The sequence below is a fragment of the Lysinibacillus sp. NPDC056232 genome (assembly GCF_042267565.1).
In the GTDB taxonomy this organism is placed as follows: domain Bacteria; phylum Bacillota; class Bacilli; order Bacillales_A; family Planococcaceae; genus Lysinibacillus.
Genome location: NZ_JBHJTF010000043.1, coordinates 21,552 through 38,846, shown reverse-complemented (window position 1 = coordinate 38,846; position 17,295 = coordinate 21,552). Strand labels below are relative to the sequence as shown.

The following is a 17,295-nucleotide window of genomic DNA, read 5'->3' as shown; positions in this document are numbered from 1 at the left end:
AAGAAATTTGATTAGCTCAAATTGTTTTGCTGGCATCATGTTTGATGTCCAAAATTTTGTTTCGTTCACCAACTCAAGGTTAGCTACTAAAAACTATATTGATTACGTTTTGCTTGTTCAGTTTTCAAGGTTCATTTCGTTGCCATTTCTTCAACAGCAACTTTTATATAATATCATGTCGCAAACTCTATGTCAACAACTAATTTACTTTAATTGTTTTTCAGTAGCTGTCTTAACGACTTGTATAATACTACACTCTTAATTCAAAAAGGTCAACATTTTTCCTGAAAAAATTTCATAGTTTTTTACTTTATCGAGAATCTTCCTATTATAATGGTTAAGAAATAATTTAATATTAGACTCACAATCTGTAGTTAATTTAATGTTTCATTGTTATCTAAAATATCATTTCTTCATAATTTCTAAAAAATTAAACAAAAAGAGCTTGAGACAAAAAAAGATGACTCCAAGCATCGAAGTCATCTAAATGCCGCATAGTACGGCAATCCCTTTTTATTAAACTGTCTACTTTATAAGGCTCAATTCATGTTTGATACATACTTTAGTAGCTTTCAAAACTTCACTAGATTTATTCGTTAGCCGGTACATCCTGAAGCGTCCATGTGATCGTTCCTTCAAAAGCATCAGCTCTTGCCTTTCCAGCTAGCACTTCTAGATAAAGTCCGTCCCCATCTTCACTCCATGTATCGGAAATATCGACTGTTCGACGCTTGTCTGTTGTTTCCCTTTTATAGATCTCTGCTGAGATATCTTCAGTAAAAAATGAAACATCGTCACCTTTACGATAACTTAAATAATCTATTTCAGCACCTGTCTTTCCAATTAACGGCTCACTAAGCGTAGCCGTCACCTTCCAAGAACCTGGCATTTCCCAAGATAGATTACGAGTATCTTTTACAGCTAAAGGCATATCGAGCTTAATTGGATAATACTTTTTAGTTCGTGACGAAATCACTAGATTTTTTCCAAAATCGATAACTTTAGGTGCAGAATTGAACTTCAACACGGCAGAAACAATTTTAGTTGTCACTTTATTTGATGTCGCATTGAATTTATCTTTAGTACTATATTCTCCGGATACTGTCGCCTGAGCTACAATCGTTTTTTCCTTTACAGCATCTTCTTTCACTGTAGCATTATACGTAACGTATATTTTCTTAGAACGCGATCTGTCAGCATCAGCATTCAGACTTGCTTCAATCATATTTGCAGATTCATTGTATTTGGCTGAACCAACTTCTTTTCTGTCTTCATTTATTACTTTTAAGTCTGCTGGTGGTTTTAAATTTGTATCATATTTTTGGGTAATTTTAAATTGATCATATTTACCTGTATCTTCCGGAATATAGTCGGTATCTACTAAAATACTATAACTTAACGTTTCTCCTGGTGCGACTTCCTCTGCCTCTTTACCCCCATCATCAAATACTTTTTCTGTAATGGTTAATGCTGGGCGGATTTTTATCTTTTCTTCATTTGACTTATTAGATTTGTTTTTAATATATACAGTAATATCATGATCTAAACCTTTTTTCGCGTTATACTCTTGATCATTTAGAATCGTAAAATTCCACGGAACATATTCACCAGGTTTTTTATTTTCATATTCTCCGATTTTCTGAGGTCCACTGCCATCAATGGTATAGTAAAGAGTGACATTTTCACCTCTATCATCGTTCCATGTCCCTGATATACGGTAACCATTATCTGTATATTCACCATCACTATCTAATTTAACTTCTAACAAATTATCATTGCTAGTCGCCATAATCTCGAGACTCGCTTCTCTAACCTTGCCAAATTTTTGTTCTTCAGGTTCCCACCTTAATGCCCAGCCTGGTTTACGGGGAAATTCCGCTACCCAGTCATAGATATTACCCTTACCAGGATCTTTGATAGTACCCGGGGATTTCAATCTCCAATACAATTCCCCATTATTGAACGGTAGGTAATCTGGACCTTTTACATTTGATTTGAATGCAGTTGGATGATTCGCATAGCCATCACGGAAGAAATAAAGATAGTAAGGATTATTGTCTTGGCGCCTTTTCATATAACCACTATCCATAATAAAATAGAATCCTTTATGATTCCCTAACGAATTTATATACGTTATAACCCCATCATCGCTATAGAGAGAAGCAACATCCATATTAACACGATAGGCAAAGTTAGTATGGGTATATTCATCGTTTAGTTTTAAATATTTCATACTTACATTAACACGCCCTTTTGAACTTACTGGACGCATTTTTATCTTTACATAGCCATCTACATAGTCTCCATTAATGACAGCTGCATAAGCAATTAATTCATGTGTAGCTTCATTTTTATATAGTTTTAAAATCGGCATGAATGTAGATTGAGACTCTGCTTCACCATTTTCTTCATTTCCTTGTGCAATCACTAATCCACTACTTTCATGATAATAGGAGGATTTCCCTTCTCTATAGTGATATGTAATGGCACCATACTCCCCAGGGCGAGGTAACAATGTCATAACTGCAAAATTTTGCGCATGTATATACTTGCCACCTTGCATTAAGGCTTCAAGTGTTGTGTCATCGCTAGGTAGCGGACGCTTCGAGTCATCACCGTAGTCTTTAGGTGCGTTACCTTCTAAATGATCCTTATCCCGCTCACCGTTGTAGTCTCCGAAATGCATGAAATATTTTCTTCCGATAGACTCTTTTTCATCTACCGGGAATTCTAGCAATCTATTTTCTGTCATCCGTTCAAATCCATCTAAAGGATCATCTTGATCCAACAGCGAAAATTTAATTTTGCCAATTTCACCAACTTCACTTATTTTTTTTCGCGTTCGATCAAGTAGAGAAGTAATTAAAATTTTCGTTTCATCTGATGTCTTATTGATTTCATCACCCGTACTATATTTTCCGGATGCTGTCGTCTGACTTATAATATATTCATTTTCCATATCTTTTTTCACTTTAGCGTTATACGTAATGTTTATCTTCGTAGAACGTGGCAAGTTTTCATCAAGCGTTATTTCAATTACATTGGCGGAGTCATTGTATGTGGCTTTCCCAACATCCTCTCCGTCTTGATTTATTACTTTAAGAGCTGTCGGCCGTTCTAAACTCGTTGCATATTTTTGAGTAATGCTGACTTGGCCATATGTGCCTCCAGCTTCTTCACTATAATTTGATTCTACTGCAATTTTATAGTTTACTGTTCCTTCTGGCGCAACTCTCTCTGCCTCTTCGCCATCTTCATCAAAAACTTGTTCTGTAACAGTAAATTGCGGGCTGATTTTTGTTGTTTTTTCGTCTGATGTAAAACCAGACTCATTTTTCATATATACAGTAATCGTGTGATCTAAACCTTTTTTCATTTCATCTTTTAGAATCGTGTGCTCCCACTGAACATCAGTACCAGGTTTTTTATTTTCATATTCTTCGATTTTCTTAGGTTCACCGCCATCAATCGTGTAATAAAGAGTGACACGTTGACCTCTATCATCATTCCATGTCCCTTTTATACGGTAACCAGCATCTGTATAGTCTATATCATTATCTAATTTAACTTCTTGCACAATAGTATGCTGATCACTGTCAGCTACCATAAGCTCGAGATTCGCTTCTCTAACCTCGTTATATTTTTGTTCGTCAGTTGCCCATCTTAATGACCAGCCCGGATCCTTAGTAAACGGATATTTTGCATTCTCACCAGGATCTTCGCTACCAAGTGAACTCATTGTACGGTAAAAGGCATCGCTGAACGGTTGTTTTTTCGGGTCATCATTTACTTTCAAATGAGTTGGATGATTCGCATAGCCATCACGGAAGAAATAAAGATAATAAGGATGGCCATCCTTACGATATTGCCACTTAGCATTCTCATTCTTATCAACAACAAAATAGAACCCTTTATTATTTCCTAACGAATTTATAGGCAACCTATAACCGTTGTTATAGAGGTTACCAATATCTGTACGAACATTATAAGCAAAATTCGTATATTTATATTCGTCGTTTAATTTTAAAAATTTCATACTTATATTAACAAGCCCTTTGGAACTACTTAGTGAACTCATTTTAATCTTTACATAGCCATCTAAATAGTCTCCATTAATGACAGCTGCATAAGCTATCAATTCTTTTGTAGTGTCATTTTTATATAGTTTTAAAATTGGCATTTCTGTTGATTGAAACTCCGGACTAAGATTTTGATCATTCCCTTGGGCAATGACTAATCCATTACCTACCTGATTCTCCGAAGGTCTTCCGTTATTGTAATAATATGTTGCGGTACCCTTACCCTGCTCATCGCGAGAGAACAGTGTCATAACTGCAAAATTTTGTGCATGTATATAGTTATTGCTTTTCATTAAGGCTTCAAGTGTTGTGTCTTTGCTAGGTAGCGGCTGCGCTACGTCATCCTCGATGAAAAAAATGTCTTTGTCAAAATAAGCAGCAATACGATTATTATCGTAGTCTCCGAAAAGCATAAAATATTCTCTTCCACTGGACTTTTCTGTTGAGAACTTAAGCAAGCTATTTTCTGTCATTTCTTCAAATCCAACTACTCCAACTACAGGATCATCTTTATCCAACGGTAAAAAATCAATATTGCCGATTTTACCAACGTCACTTATTTTAATTCGTGCTTTAGTAATTAAAATTTTCGTTTTATTGGATGTTTCATTGGCTTCATCGCCTGTACTATATTCCCCTGATGCTGTCGCTTGACTGATGATATATTCTTCCTCTTCCTCTTCCATTCCTTTTTTCACTTTAGCGTTATACTCAATGTTTACCTTCTTAGAACGTGGCAGGTTAGCATCAATGGTTGCTTCAATTACATTGGCAGATTCATTATATGTGGCTGTACCAACTTCTTTTCCGTCTTCATCTATTACTTTTAAATCTGCATCTGCTGGTGGTTCTAAACGTGTAGCATATTGTTGAGTAATGTTGACTTCACCATATGTGCCGGCATCTTCATCAATATAATCGGTTTCTACTACAATTTTATAGCTGACTGTTTTTTCTGGTGCAATTTCCTCTACCTCATGGTCATCTTCATCAAATACTTGTTCTGTAATCGTTAATGCCGGGCGGATTTTTATTGTTTCTTCGTTTGACTTCGTACCAGACTCGTTTTCTGCATATATCGTAATGTCGTGATCTAAACCCTTTTTCACTTCATCATGTAGAATCGTGTAATTCCACTGAACAGTTGCATCAAAATCTGTACTTTTATATTCCGCGATTTTCTTCTTATCTTTGTCATCAACTTTATAGTAAAGAATGGTAGATTGACTGTCTTTACTTAGTGTCCCCGTTATATGGTAACCATCATCTGTATATTCTCCATCGTTATCCAATTTAACTACTAGGTTTTCTTCACTGGCTGATTCTTCAAGTTCTTCACAGTCAGTTGCTAGTTCTTCTTCACATTCAGCTGCTGGCTTTTCTTCATCGCCCGATTCGACTTGTTCCTCACAGTCAATTGCTAGCCCTTCTTCACAGCTAGTTTCTGGCTTTTCTTCCTTGTCTGATTCGGTTTGTTCCTCACCTGTAGCTGGTGGCTCTTTTTCACTGTTCGACTCAGTGTTTGCCTCATTTTCAGTTGTTGACTCTTCTGTACTTTCTGACTCAGTCTGCTCCTCGCCTGTAGCTGGTGGCTCTTCTGTACTTTCCGATTCAGTTTGTGCACCATTTCCAGTTGGTGGTTCTTCTTTGTTTTCTGACTCAGTTTGTGCATCATTTTCAGGTGCTGGCTCTTCTTTACTTTCTAACTCGATCTGTCCATCATCTTCTGTTACTGCATTTCCGGGGTCAACAGATGTCTCCGCTTCAGATATAGTCAGCGTTGAAAAGATTAAGATAAAGGTCAACATCCAGACTAATATTTTCTTCATATTCACACCTTCCCTCTATTTGAATCGTATTTTCAACACTAAATAGTTTGATAGTAGTAATTGATAAGAAAACAAATGATCAATTACGCCTCAGCATATTTGCGTCCGGAGGCTTTAACTTCTTTCAGCGAGGTCCAAACACCCGCTGAAAGAAGTTAAAACCCGCTTCCAGAAAAATACGTGTTTTTTATCAATTAATCATTCATTTCTTGCTGCTTTCTCTGTTTCTTCCTACTATAAAATATAAACACTAGTAGTCCTATTACTAGAACAATTAGTATCACTACCATATACGCTAAATAATTCGGACCTTCAATCGATACATCCTCTGCATTGAATTGCTTTGCTTCTTCTCCTTTGATGGCAAAATCCTTTTTGAATTCCCACGATTCTTTGCTAGACTTAGCCTTTACATGTATCGTATATTCTCCAGTTTTGAACTTTTCACCATCTAATGGAATAGGATAATCAATACTTGAATTTGGCGCCATTTGCATGTCTTGTTTTTTAGCTTGATAGAGTACTTCTGTTTTTCCTTTTTTCGTCACTTCCGCATCCACTTCGAAACGATTTATATACGTAGCCGTAGGATTTTGAAGTGTAGCATTTATGACATTACGTGCATTCAATTGCCCCGCCTCAACTTCATGTAATTTCAAATCCTGCGCTACTACTTCATCTGTCTCTTGTAGCGTAATGCCTACTACATAAGCATATTTATTTTCAATACTTAAACCTTTATTGTTTTCTTCTTTTTTTGATGTTGTTTCCTTCTCTTCTAACGTAATACCGCCTGCTAAAATTCCATCAAATTCCTCTTCAGGCATCGTTACATTTAAGAGTAAATTTTTACTCCCATTAGCCGGAACTGTAATCTCCTTATCTGTTTTTATTAAATCTCCCATCTCATACAATAATGAAGAATCACGTTCAGTTTTTGTAGATCCATACTCTACAACACCATTGAGATTTGTTGTAGCTGAATGAATTTTAGGCTCAATCACGACATCTTCTGGCGTATCATTTCTTAAACGGATCGTTAATGTTTGCTTTTGATTGGGTTCCATTTTCAAATTAAAATACGTTTTTTCTTTATCAATTTGATTTTCCGGAATAACAGTATGTACACCAAAATTAAATTCAGATGCAGAAGCGAATGGTGCAAACCATACTAGGCCTACCATTACTATTCCAACTAAGGTCAACAATATATTTTTTCTCATAAATTCAACCTTCCTCATTACTTAATTACTTAGGTGGGACACTGTAGAAAACTACAGTGTCTCATCCCTAATCTTTACTTATTCTTCGCCTTCACTACCAGATTCTTCACCTTCATTACCAGTTGGTACGTCTGATAATGTCCAGTTTAATTTTGTAGCATAGTTGTCAGCAATTTTTTTTGTTTTACCAGGCACAGTCAGTGTGATACTAGAAGCAGCTGAGTCGTTATCACCAAATACGAAAGCGAAAGTACCGGCACCTTGTTCAGCACCAGCAACCATTAAATTTTGAGCCACGCCTTTTCCCGCTTCGTCAAATCCCAAAGTAAATGTTCCGAATGAATCTGGGTTTTCAGATTCAGAAACTGTTACTACATGTCCATTGTCGAAAGAAATTGCAGCTCCAGTTAACTCTTCACCAGCTTCGGTCTTAAATTGACCATCTTGCGCTAGCGTTAATACCCAACCACCTTTTACTAATCCACGGTTATCTGTCACTTGAACATAGTTTGGACCATCTTCGCGATCGGTAAACTCTTGTGGTTTTACCTTATAAGTTTGAGTTGTAGATGTAATTTTTTGCTCACCAAAGCGCAAACTAGATGCAAAGTCAATACCTAATGGACCACCTGTCCCTGGATCCGGCTTCCCTGTTTCTGGATTTGTTGGATCTGTTGGATCAACTGGTGGATTTGTTGGATCTGTTGGATCAATTGGTTCTTCTGGGTCCGTCGTTTCCCCGCCACCTTCACCAGTCGGACTGAATTGAATAACTGCATTAGATTTATAAATCTTTTCTATTTTCCCTGCTTCTCCGCCTTCTTCTGCAAAGGCAGATACGCTTCCTGCGAGTACGCTGCCTGTTACCAAAGCTGTAATACCTAACATTTTCAAATCGATTTTCTTCATCATTTTGACCACCTTTAATAGTTTTAGTTACTCGGAATATCAGATAACTTCCAAGTTAATTTTGTACTGTATGTAACAGTATCTGTTTGCGTTTCTCCCGGAATAGTAAGAGAGATCGCTTTTGTTTTTAGCATTTTCTGACCGGAATCACCAGTCATCTCCTCAACTGTTCCCCAGCTTTTCACCCAAAGTCCAGCCCCCGCAAGCGGCTTCGCGGCCATTACAAGCGACTCCGCTCCATTCGGATCCAATGTAATTACTTCAGCATTTATTGGTGGTGGCGCGTCTGATACACCTTCAACAGTTGGGTCAGCAAATTGGATTTGCGAACCCGTTAATTCCTTATGCTGTGCGCTAGCATTAGAAAATTGACCCTCTTGTTTAATCGTCACCGTCCACCCCGAATTTGTTCCACGATTATCTGAGATTTGAACATAGTTCGGTACATATTTACTTCCCTCACTAGTCCGCAGTTCCTGTGCATTGGCATAGTACGTCACACCTTGCTCCGTATTAGCAATTTCTCTAACACCAAAATCAAGGTTTGACACATGGTCCAAGCTTAAGGGACTGCCAGTTCCAAGGTTTGGACCTTGTGGATTTGTCGGATCTACTGAATTTGCTAGATTCCCCGGGTCCTGATTAGTTGGTTTTACTGGCTTTACTAGTTTCCCTGGGTCTGAATCAGTTGGTTTTACTGGTTTTGCCGGTTTTCCTGAGTCTGAATCAGTTGGTTTTACCGGTTTTACTGATTTCCCTGGGTCTGGATCAGTTGGTTTTACTGGTTTTACCGGTTTCCCTGGATCTGGATCAGTTGGATCTACCGGAACTTGCGGATCTGTAGCCGGAATAAATTCCACCACTGCCTCCGATTCAAAAACATCACCTTTGCCATCTGCTAAAGTAAATAGTGGCGAAATGGCCATCCCACTTAGTACCGCGGCAATTGCTGCAACTTGTATTGTTTTTTTCTTCGTAGGTGAATTCTCCTTTCATTATTATTTTTTATATTTACGTATCAACTAAAATGCTGATACGGTAAATAACACTCGGTGAATTACTTATAACAGTCGCATTAAATAAAACTATTTTTTACTCAATTGGAATATTATTACATCTTTTAGACAAAAAAGGACATACTTCCATAGGCCAAATCATCCTCTCATTCCATTGCTTTTTATTTATATTTACGTATCAGACAAAATGCTGATACGGTAAATAACTCTCTTGAAATTATTATTCAATAAGATGCGTCTCCCAATTGCGGATTTTTTCTAGGTCCCTAGACTTTCCCTAAAAACTATCTTCCTATTACTTTGATAATTTTATGATTCACTTAGAAACATCACTACAATTACCGCAAATACAAGATTATTTACTTTTTACATTTAACCTATACCTCTTACCGAACACATTTAAACATTTTTTTCTCTTTTTCTACAATTATCGATTGTATCCCATTTTATAAAAGAATGAAAATCAACTTTTGTTGCTTTTCTAGCATAAATTGATAATAATGAATTTGAATTTACGATTCGGCATTAAATGAAAAAGAAATACTTAAAAATTTCACTACCATTACTACAAATACAAGATTATTTACTTTTTACACTTAACCTATACCTCTAAACGAAAAACTTTAAACATATTTTTCCTCTTTAAGTCTTTTTTACTTCTCTTGTAATTTCCGATTGTATTGCATTTTACAAAATGCTAGAAAATCTGATAATAGTGAATTGAAATTAAGGCGTTTTTAAATATCGCACTTAATTAGTAGCACTATTTAGACCTTGTGTAATGACATGCCCTAAAGTTAGTGATTGCACCACTTCTGTATTCTTGCAACAGTCGGAACATCTAGAACCATTTTCTAACTCTTTTTCACGAAATTATTCCATTTATAAAAATAAAAGGACATCCTTTTATCTTAAGGACTTGCTTATTAAGCGTAAGACCTTCCAGAAAAAGAGTCAAATCAACTTTTGTTCACTTTTGAACATATTTTGATAAACTGCTTATTTGAATCATTATGGAGTTATTTTCAACCTTATATTATGGGGGAACGAATGATGTTTCCTTGGAATTTCCTTTGAAAGAAAGACTTAGCCACTCTTTTATGCAGTTCGCCTATCTCCATCTGAAATTTCTCCGCATCCTTATCACTGATGAATGGACTTCGTACTGAACACAAAAAAGTGAGGAGCGATGCATAAAGCACACTCCTCACTCTTCACTTATTGTTTTACATAATAGTCTATTTGCTGAGCCTTCATAAAGCCCACCTTCTCATAAACAGAAAGCGCCTTACGATTGTCAATCTCTACATCGAGCATGACGATTTTTGCTCCAATTTTGCTCGCATAATCTTTGATAAACGAAAGCATCGCAGTACCTATCCCTTGCCCCTCACAGTTTGGATGAACTGCCAATGCTGTTACCCATTGAATTTCATTTTCCCGGGCAGTGGTCACTATTCCAACAATTTCTTCATCTTTACGAGCTACCCATTGCTTTCTTCCATTCGTTGATGTATTAGAAGCGATTAGCTCCTCAGACTCTTCAGGTAAATCTCCAAACGCTGCACTATTAACCGCAATCAATTCTTCCTGTTCATCTGTATAAGGAATGATTTCAATATCATGCTTTAATTCTACTGACTCTGCTTTTGTTTCTAAAGTGGCCTCTGAAAAGCTATATGTAAAACCCTTCTTTTCAATAAATGTGTGTCCAAAAGGTGAGCCATCTATCACTACCGCCAACTGACCTTCTGCCCCACGCTCTTCGAGGTCTGCTTGTAAAACATCTACTAAAGCGGTTCCAATTCCTTTTTGACGGTACGTAGGTATTACAACTAAAGACCATTCATATGTATGAAGCCCCATTAAATCTATTGCACTAGCTGCACCAACTAGTACATCTTTGTCATCATAAGCAAGTACCATAAAGCCCTTCGATTCAAAGGAACTCGCCATAGGCAAACCCATAACAGTTTCATATACACGATAATCATGTGTGGTTGCTTCCTCACACAATAATTTTACTTCATTTAATGTTTCCCCATCTAACGGAAAAGAGACTGTCATTACTGAAATATTCATTATTTACTCCGTTCTTGTACCAGACTATTGCCCTATAGCAATTTTAGCGCATTTTACAAAAGGATCAAAATCAACTTTTGCTGCTTTTCTAGCAAAATCTGATAATAGTGAATATGAAATCAATGAGTTTAAAAACTTGCACTTGATTTAAATTTTCAACGTGTATTGTTGAAAATTAGTAGCACTATTTAGATCTTGTGTATGACATGACCCTAGAGTTAGTGATCGTACCACTTCTGTATTACTGGCAACAGTCGAAGCATCAAGAACCATTTTTCAACTCTTTCTATAAAAGTATTCCATTTTCAAAAAAAGGACATCCTTTTATCTCAGACCAAAAATTTCCCACCTGCTTACGTGTCAATACAGGATACTCTTGCACATTCTAGCTACTTTTTCGGTCATCGAGGTGTTGAACATAAAAAAATGAGGAGTGATGACACATCACTCCTCACCTATTTTAGTTTTTCACGAAATAGTCTATTTGCTGAGCCTTCATAAAGCCGGCCTTCTCATAAACAGAAAGCGCCTTTCTATTGTCGATTTCTACATCCAGCATGACGAATTTCGCACCAATTTTGCTCGCATAATCTTTGGAAAATGAAAGCATAGCAGTACCGATCCCTTGCCCCTCACAAGTTGGATGAACTGCCAATGCTGTGACCCATTGAATTTCATTTTCTTGGGCAGTCGTCACGGTTCCGACAACTTTTCCTTCTTTACGTGCTACCCACAGCTTTCTTCCAGGCGTTGACGTATTAAAAGCGATGAGCTCCTCAGACTCTTCAGGTAGGTCTCCAAACGCTGCACTATAAATAGTAATCAGCTCTGCCTGTTCATCTGTATAAGGAATAATTTCGATAGCATCCTTTAATTCTACTGACTCTGCTTTTGTTTCTAAAGTGGCTTCTGAAAAGCTATATGTAAAGCCCTTCTTGTCAATAAACGTGTGTCCAAATGGTGAGCCATCTATCACTACCGCCAATTGACCTTCTGCCCCGCGCTCCTCGAGGCCTGCCTGTAAAACATCTACTAAAGCTGTTCCAATTCCTTTTTGACGGTACGTAGGTGTTACAACTAAAGACCATTCATATGTATGCAGCCCCATTAAATCTATGGCACTAGCTGCACCCACTAAGACATCTTTGTCATCTTCATAAGCAAGTACCATAAAGCCCTTCGATTCAAAGGAACTCGCCATAGGCAACCCCATAGCCGTTTCATAGACACGATAGTCCTGTGTGGTCGCTTCCTCACACAATAATTTTACTTCATTTAATGTTTCCCCATCTAACGGAAAAGACACTGTCATTACTGAAATATTCATCATTTACTCCGTTCTTGTATCAAACTATTGCCCTATTGTAGCAAGAAAGAAAATAAGCTGGCAACAAATCACACTAGTCACTTCTAATTATTAACAATTTTACTCCTAGTATAGTGAAATTAAAAGGTTTCATATGAATATTGACGGTTATAATGATTGAAAGTTACTAGAATCATAGAAATAAATTCATCCTAACACGCCTATTAATTGCAATTTAAAAATATTTATTTCTCAAGTTATACTGAATCCCGACCATAACTTAGATTTAATATATATATCATTCATCACCTATAACTTCCATCATTTACATAATTATACTACCTTTATAAATAAATTTACATTAAAATTATGCATTAATGGAATATTTCAATAAAAGACACTTTAGAATTTAGACGCTGCTGAGACAAAATAAAAATGTACACTACTAACATCGAATTTAGTAATGTACATTTTTATTTTGTCTTGAATGTTACAGAATTTCCTACTTTTCCCCCTACTCATCTAGATGATGGGATGAAGACTGTAGCATCTGCGCATAGATGCCACCGGACTCCATTAATTTTTGTTGAGGGCCAGCTTCGACTAACTCACCTTTGTGCAACACAAGCACAATATCGGCATTATGCACTGTATTTAAACGGTGAGCAATCACAAAGCTTGTGCGTCCCTGCATTAACACATCAAGAGCCTCTTGAATCGCAAGCTCCGTAACGGTATCAATACTACTTGTCGCCTCATCCAATAATAAAACTTTCGGGTCGGCAATCAATGCTCTTGCAATGGACAATAATTGCTTTTGACCTTGCGAAATGCCACTGCCATCTGCGGCAAGTACTGTGTCATAGCCATCCTTTAGCGACATGATAAAGTCATGTGCATTTGCACGCTTCGCCGCTTCCTCTATCTCTTCATCACTAGCATTTAATCGACCATAACGAATATTTTCGCGTACAGTTGCTTCGAACAAAAACGGATCCTGTAACACAAAGGCCATTTGCGAGCGCAATGCTTGTCGTTCTATTTGCTGAACGTTGACACCATCAAATAAAATCTCACCCTTTGATACTTCATAAAATCTTGCAATCAGCTGCAAGATCGTCGTTTTTCCTGCTCCGGTCGCCCCAACAAGAGCGACCGTTTGTCCGGGCTCTACGTCGAAATGAATATCCTTCAACGTGTAAGCTTCCTCTTTTTGCTCATATTTAAAGTACACATGTTGAAAGCTTACCTGTCCTAATAGCTTATGCTTCTGCGCTGAAGTTGCCTCCTCTTCAGGCAGTTCATCCAGTAGCGCAAATACACGCTCTGCACCAGCAATCGCTGATAGTACGGTATTAAATTGATTGGCCAAATCATTTAATGGTCGTGTAAATTGCCTTGCGTATTCTGTAAAAATAACAATGACGCCGATGGACACATGCCCATAAAAAGCAAGTACACCGCCAATACCAGCCACAATGGTAAAGCTCATATTGTTTAAAAAGTTCATGACCTTTGGTATATAGCCAGAGTATGTCTGTGCCCAAAAGCCAGTACTTTTTAATCGTACACTTTTTTCGCGAAACTCCTCTTTCATTCGTTCCTCTTGTGAGAAAGCTTTCACAATTCGCTGGCCCGAAATCGTTTCTTCAATCATGCCATTTAGAGCTCCTATGGCTGCTTGCTGTTCTTTAAACAAAGGTGCGGTTCTCCGTGTGATCCAACGCATCGCCCAAAACATAATCGGTATAATCGTCATCGTTAATACCGTTAGTAAGGGACTTAAGCTTAACATGATGATCACTGTTCCCGTCAGTGTTATTACACTAGAAAATACTTGGATAAAGGAGCTATTTAACGTGGAGCTAACGGCTTCAATATCATTCGTCATCCGACTCATTAATTCTCCATGCTGCCGACGATCAAAAAAGGCAATCGGCAGTTTTTGAAAATGGGCAAATACACTCGTTCGTAAACGATAAATGGTTTGTTGAGCAATACCAATCATCCAAAAGTTTTGCAAAAATAGCGATACGGCTAATAGAGCATAAATGCCGATTAACAGCGTAATTCCCTTCTCTAGCCCTGCAAGCTCTCCATGCGTTACATACATGTCAATCATTTTACCAATTACATACGGCCCAAGGAGAGCCAACATGGAACTCACCAAGACAAGTACCAGTACAATCATTAGTAGTGCACGTTGTTCATCGACTATTTTCCATAAACGTAGTAGTGTACTTTTCCAATTTGTCGCACGAGGTCCCTTCTTTTTTTTAACCGTCTGCTTCACATCATCTTTCGTCAAAATCGGCTCATAGCCAAAAGGTTTTTGGAAAAATCCCATTATTCCTCCACCTCCTGTTGGGAGATTGCGATTTTTTTATAGAGCGCTGACGTTTGCAAAAGCTCTTCATGCGTCCCGTATGCGACCACTTTTCCTGCATCGATGAGTAAGATGCGATCTGCACCTCTAGCTGTCCGAATCTTTTGAGTGACCACTAGCATCGTTGCTTGTTCTTCACTCAATGCCTCCCATAATGCCTGCTCCGTTTTCACGTCAAGCGCACTTGTACTATCATCAAGCATCAATATATGCCCTTTTCTTAATAACGCTCTTGCAATCGATAATCTTTGCTTTTGTCCACCTGAAAGATTGACACCCTTCTGACCGACTCTTGTCTCATAACCATTCGGGAAATCCTCCACAGAAGCATGGATTTGTGCTTGCATAGTCGCGTGTAATACTGCATCCATGTCAGCCTCTGCATCACCCCAACGAACATTATCAGCAATACTTCCTGTAAATAATAACGATTGTTGTGGTACATAGCCGATGATTTCACGCAGCTCTTGTAAATCCCATTGCTGTACATCTTTCCCCTCTACTACGATTTTGCCTTCTGTCACATCGTAGAAGCGTGGGATAAGCTGTAATAGCGTTGATTTCCCTGCACCTGTTGCCCCCATAATGGCAAGCTTTTCACCCGATTTCACTTGGAAGCTTACATCGGAGAGTACAGGTGCGTCTCCCCCAGGATACGTAAAGCTTACATGCTCAAAAGCTAATTCTCCAAAATCCAAGTCATTCGATGCTTTCTCTGAAGATGATGATAGTTCAATCTCATTTTCAGTCGAAAGGACTTCTGCCATACGCTCTGCTGAGGCTTTTGCGCGCGCATAAAAAATAATAATAAAGGCAAACATCGAAAACGAGCCTGTCATACGCATTGCATAATTGACAATGGCCACTACATCCCCAAGTGGTGTTGTACCTGTAGCTATTTGCTTCGTTCCAAACCACAGCACCGCGAGTAAACTCATATTCATAATGAATAACAGTACAGGCATAATATACTCCATTGTGCGTAGAGCTTTTACAGTATCTATTTTTAAGCGTGAGGCAACTTCATCAAAACGAGAGGCTTCATAGGCACCACGTAAGTAAGCTTTCACCAATCGAATAGCCTGTAAATTTTCCTGCAGTACTCGATTCAAACGATCTACTCTCTTTTGTACACGTCCAAAATAAGACACACCTTTTGCCACCATAACAATAAGAAAAATGAAAATAATCGGTGCGCCAATAACTAGAAACAATGCTAGTTTAGCGTTTACAACAAAAGCCATAACGATGCTGCCAACAACGGCAAGTGGAGCTCGAAGCATAATACGCAAACTCATAAACAGCACCGTCTGAACTTGCGTCACATCATTCGTTAATCTTGTAATAAGGGACGCCGTTGAGAATTTTTGATAAGTAGTTAATGTAAAGGATTGTATTTTTTCAAACAATGCATTTCGTAAATCATAAGAAAAACTCTGTGCTGTATGTGATGAAAAATAGGAATTCACGACACCCGCTATAAAAGCTACGAAAGATAAGGCCAGTAACACCATTCCCCATTGCCAAATCATCCCTTGATTTTGAGCTCGCACTCCATCATCTATAATTTTCGCCATGATTAATGGCTGCGCGAGCTCCACAAACAATTCCAACAGCATTAAACTAAACGCGATAAACGCCGTCCATTTATAAGGCTTTACATAGGAAAAAACTTCTTTCATATTCTTCCCCCTCGTTCTTTATAAAGAAGTTCCATAAAATTTAACTATAACAATGAACCCCTATACTGTATTTTTATACTTTCCCTCTATCTATAGAAGGCCATATTACACACAAATGTCTAGGATACAATGTGTAGAAGGCAAACGTGAGATCAATAGCTCAGGTCCAAGGCAAATCTGATCGGGTCTACCAAAGAATTGCTCAGCTCCAAGGTAAAACTGATCGGGTCTACCAAAGAACTGCTACCTTCCCACAATAAGGCTTTGCTACTAACTAATAAAGCGGCAAATGAAGCGTTCGTTAGTAGGAGGAAAAGACCTATTCGTGTATCAATAATCCCTATCACTTGATATATTGGTGGTTATTTCTTTAAACTAAGAGAGACATAAGCAACAACAACAAATGTAGGCGCCAAAATTGTAATTAGGTAGTCGAATACAGCAATACTTTCGTTGATTGCTGCCAAATGCCGAAATATCTTTTCAGTTAACAATCAATATGTAAATAATATAATACCTGCAACCGATAAACGAATTGTTCACATCAAATAGGTCAGTTGCTTCCCTATAACATCGCACCCGAGACAATAATTACTATTCCTTTTAAACGTCAGGCACACTTCTCTCTTCCTATATATATACTAAAAAATGTTATTTTTCTTCAAACCTTTCCATGTTTTTCATTAAAAAAGTCCCTATATTTTTTATTATCAAATATTTACAATCATATTCATAATGACTAATTCCTGATAATTAACTATAATAATAGTATATATAGATACT

Annotated in this window: 8 protein-coding genes; all 8 read right to left on the bottom strand. The window is 37.6% G+C overall.

Annotated features, from left to right (window positions below; translation table 11 throughout):
* Positions 1–589 precede the first annotated feature (589 nt).
* The 8 genes from ACFCYJ_RS23040 to ACFCYJ_RS23005 all read right to left on the bottom strand — a co-directional run bounded on the left by ACFCYJ_RS23040 (position 590) and on the right by ACFCYJ_RS23005 (position 16,512).
* Positions 590–5,908: a hypothetical protein gene (locus ACFCYJ_RS23040; protein WP_376077532.1), complete on the bottom strand. Its 5,319-nt coding sequence runs from the start codon at positions 5,906–5,908 to the stop codon at positions 590–592.
* 194 nt (positions 5,909–6,102) lie between these two features.
* On the bottom strand, positions 6,103–7,131 hold the full coding sequence (locus ACFCYJ_RS23035; RefSeq protein ID WP_376077529.1) for a WxLIP family cell surface protein: 1,029 nt from the start codon (positions 7,129–7,131) through the stop codon (positions 6,103–6,105).
* A gap of 78 nt (positions 7,132–7,209) precedes the next feature.
* Positions 7,210–8,043: a WxL domain-containing protein gene (locus ACFCYJ_RS23030; RefSeq protein WP_376077527.1), complete on the bottom strand. Its 834-nt coding sequence runs from the start codon at positions 8,041–8,043 to the stop codon at positions 7,210–7,212.
* 20 nt (positions 8,044–8,063) lie between these two features.
* Positions 8,064–8,966, bottom strand: coding sequence for a WxL domain-containing protein (locus ACFCYJ_RS23025; RefSeq protein ID WP_376077525.1), 903 nt, complete (start codon positions 8,964–8,966; stop codon positions 8,064–8,066).
* Positions 8,967–10,274: 1,308 nt separating this feature from the next.
* Entirely contained in the window at positions 10,275–11,138 is an 864-nt protein-coding gene (locus tag ACFCYJ_RS23020; RefSeq protein ID WP_376077523.1) for a GNAT family N-acetyltransferase, read from the bottom strand.
* Between the two features lie 460 nt (positions 11,139–11,598).
* A complete protein-coding gene (locus tag ACFCYJ_RS23015) occupies positions 11,599–12,468 on the bottom strand; it encodes a GNAT family N-acetyltransferase (protein ID WP_376077522.1) in 870 nt (289 codons plus the stop codon).
* Positions 12,469–12,958: 490 nt separating this feature from the next.
* The gene (locus ACFCYJ_RS23010; protein WP_376077519.1) at positions 12,959–14,791 is read right to left on the bottom strand and encodes an ABC transporter ATP-binding protein; all 1,833 of its coding nucleotides are present in this window, start codon (positions 14,789–14,791) and stop codon (positions 12,959–12,961) included.
* Positions 14,791–16,512: an ABC transporter ATP-binding protein gene (locus ACFCYJ_RS23005; RefSeq protein ID WP_376077517.1), complete on the bottom strand. Its 1,722-nt coding sequence runs from the start codon at positions 16,510–16,512 to the stop codon at positions 14,791–14,793. Before ACFCYJ_RS23005 ends, ACFCYJ_RS23010 begins: the two co-directional genes overlap by 1 nt.
* Between the last annotated feature and the right edge of the window lie 783 nt (positions 16,513–17,295).

Excerpts from the sequence above, each read along its gene's own strand:
- ACFCYJ_RS23015 (WP_376077522.1), bottom strand. The coding sequence starts at position 12,468 with ATGATGAATATTTCAGTAATGACAGTGTCTTTTCCGTTAGATGGGGAA.
- ACFCYJ_RS23005 (WP_376077517.1), bottom strand. The coding sequence starts at position 16,512 with ATGAAAGAAGTTTTTTCCTATGTAAAGCCTTATAAATGGACGGCGTTT.
- ACFCYJ_RS23035 (WP_376077529.1), bottom strand. The coding sequence starts at position 7,131 with ATGAGAAAAAATATATTGTTGACCTTAGTTGGAATAGTAATGGTAGGC.
- ACFCYJ_RS23030 (WP_376077527.1), bottom strand. The coding sequence starts at position 8,043 with ATGATGAAGAAAATCGATTTGAAAATGTTAGGTATTACAGCTTTGGTA.
- ACFCYJ_RS23040 (WP_376077532.1), bottom strand. The coding sequence starts at position 5,908 with ATGAAGAAAATATTAGTCTGGATGTTGACCTTTATCTTAATCTTTTCA.
- ACFCYJ_RS23010 (WP_376077519.1), bottom strand. The coding sequence starts at position 14,791 with ATGGGATTTTTCCAAAAACCTTTTGGCTATGAGCCGATTTTGACGAAA.
- ACFCYJ_RS23025 (WP_376077525.1), bottom strand. The coding sequence starts at position 8,966 with ATGGCCATTTCGCCACTATTTACTTTAGCAGATGGCAAAGGTGATGTT.
- ACFCYJ_RS23020 (WP_376077523.1), bottom strand. The coding sequence starts at position 11,138 with ATGAATATTTCAGTAATGACAGTCTCTTTTCCGTTAGATGGGGAAACA.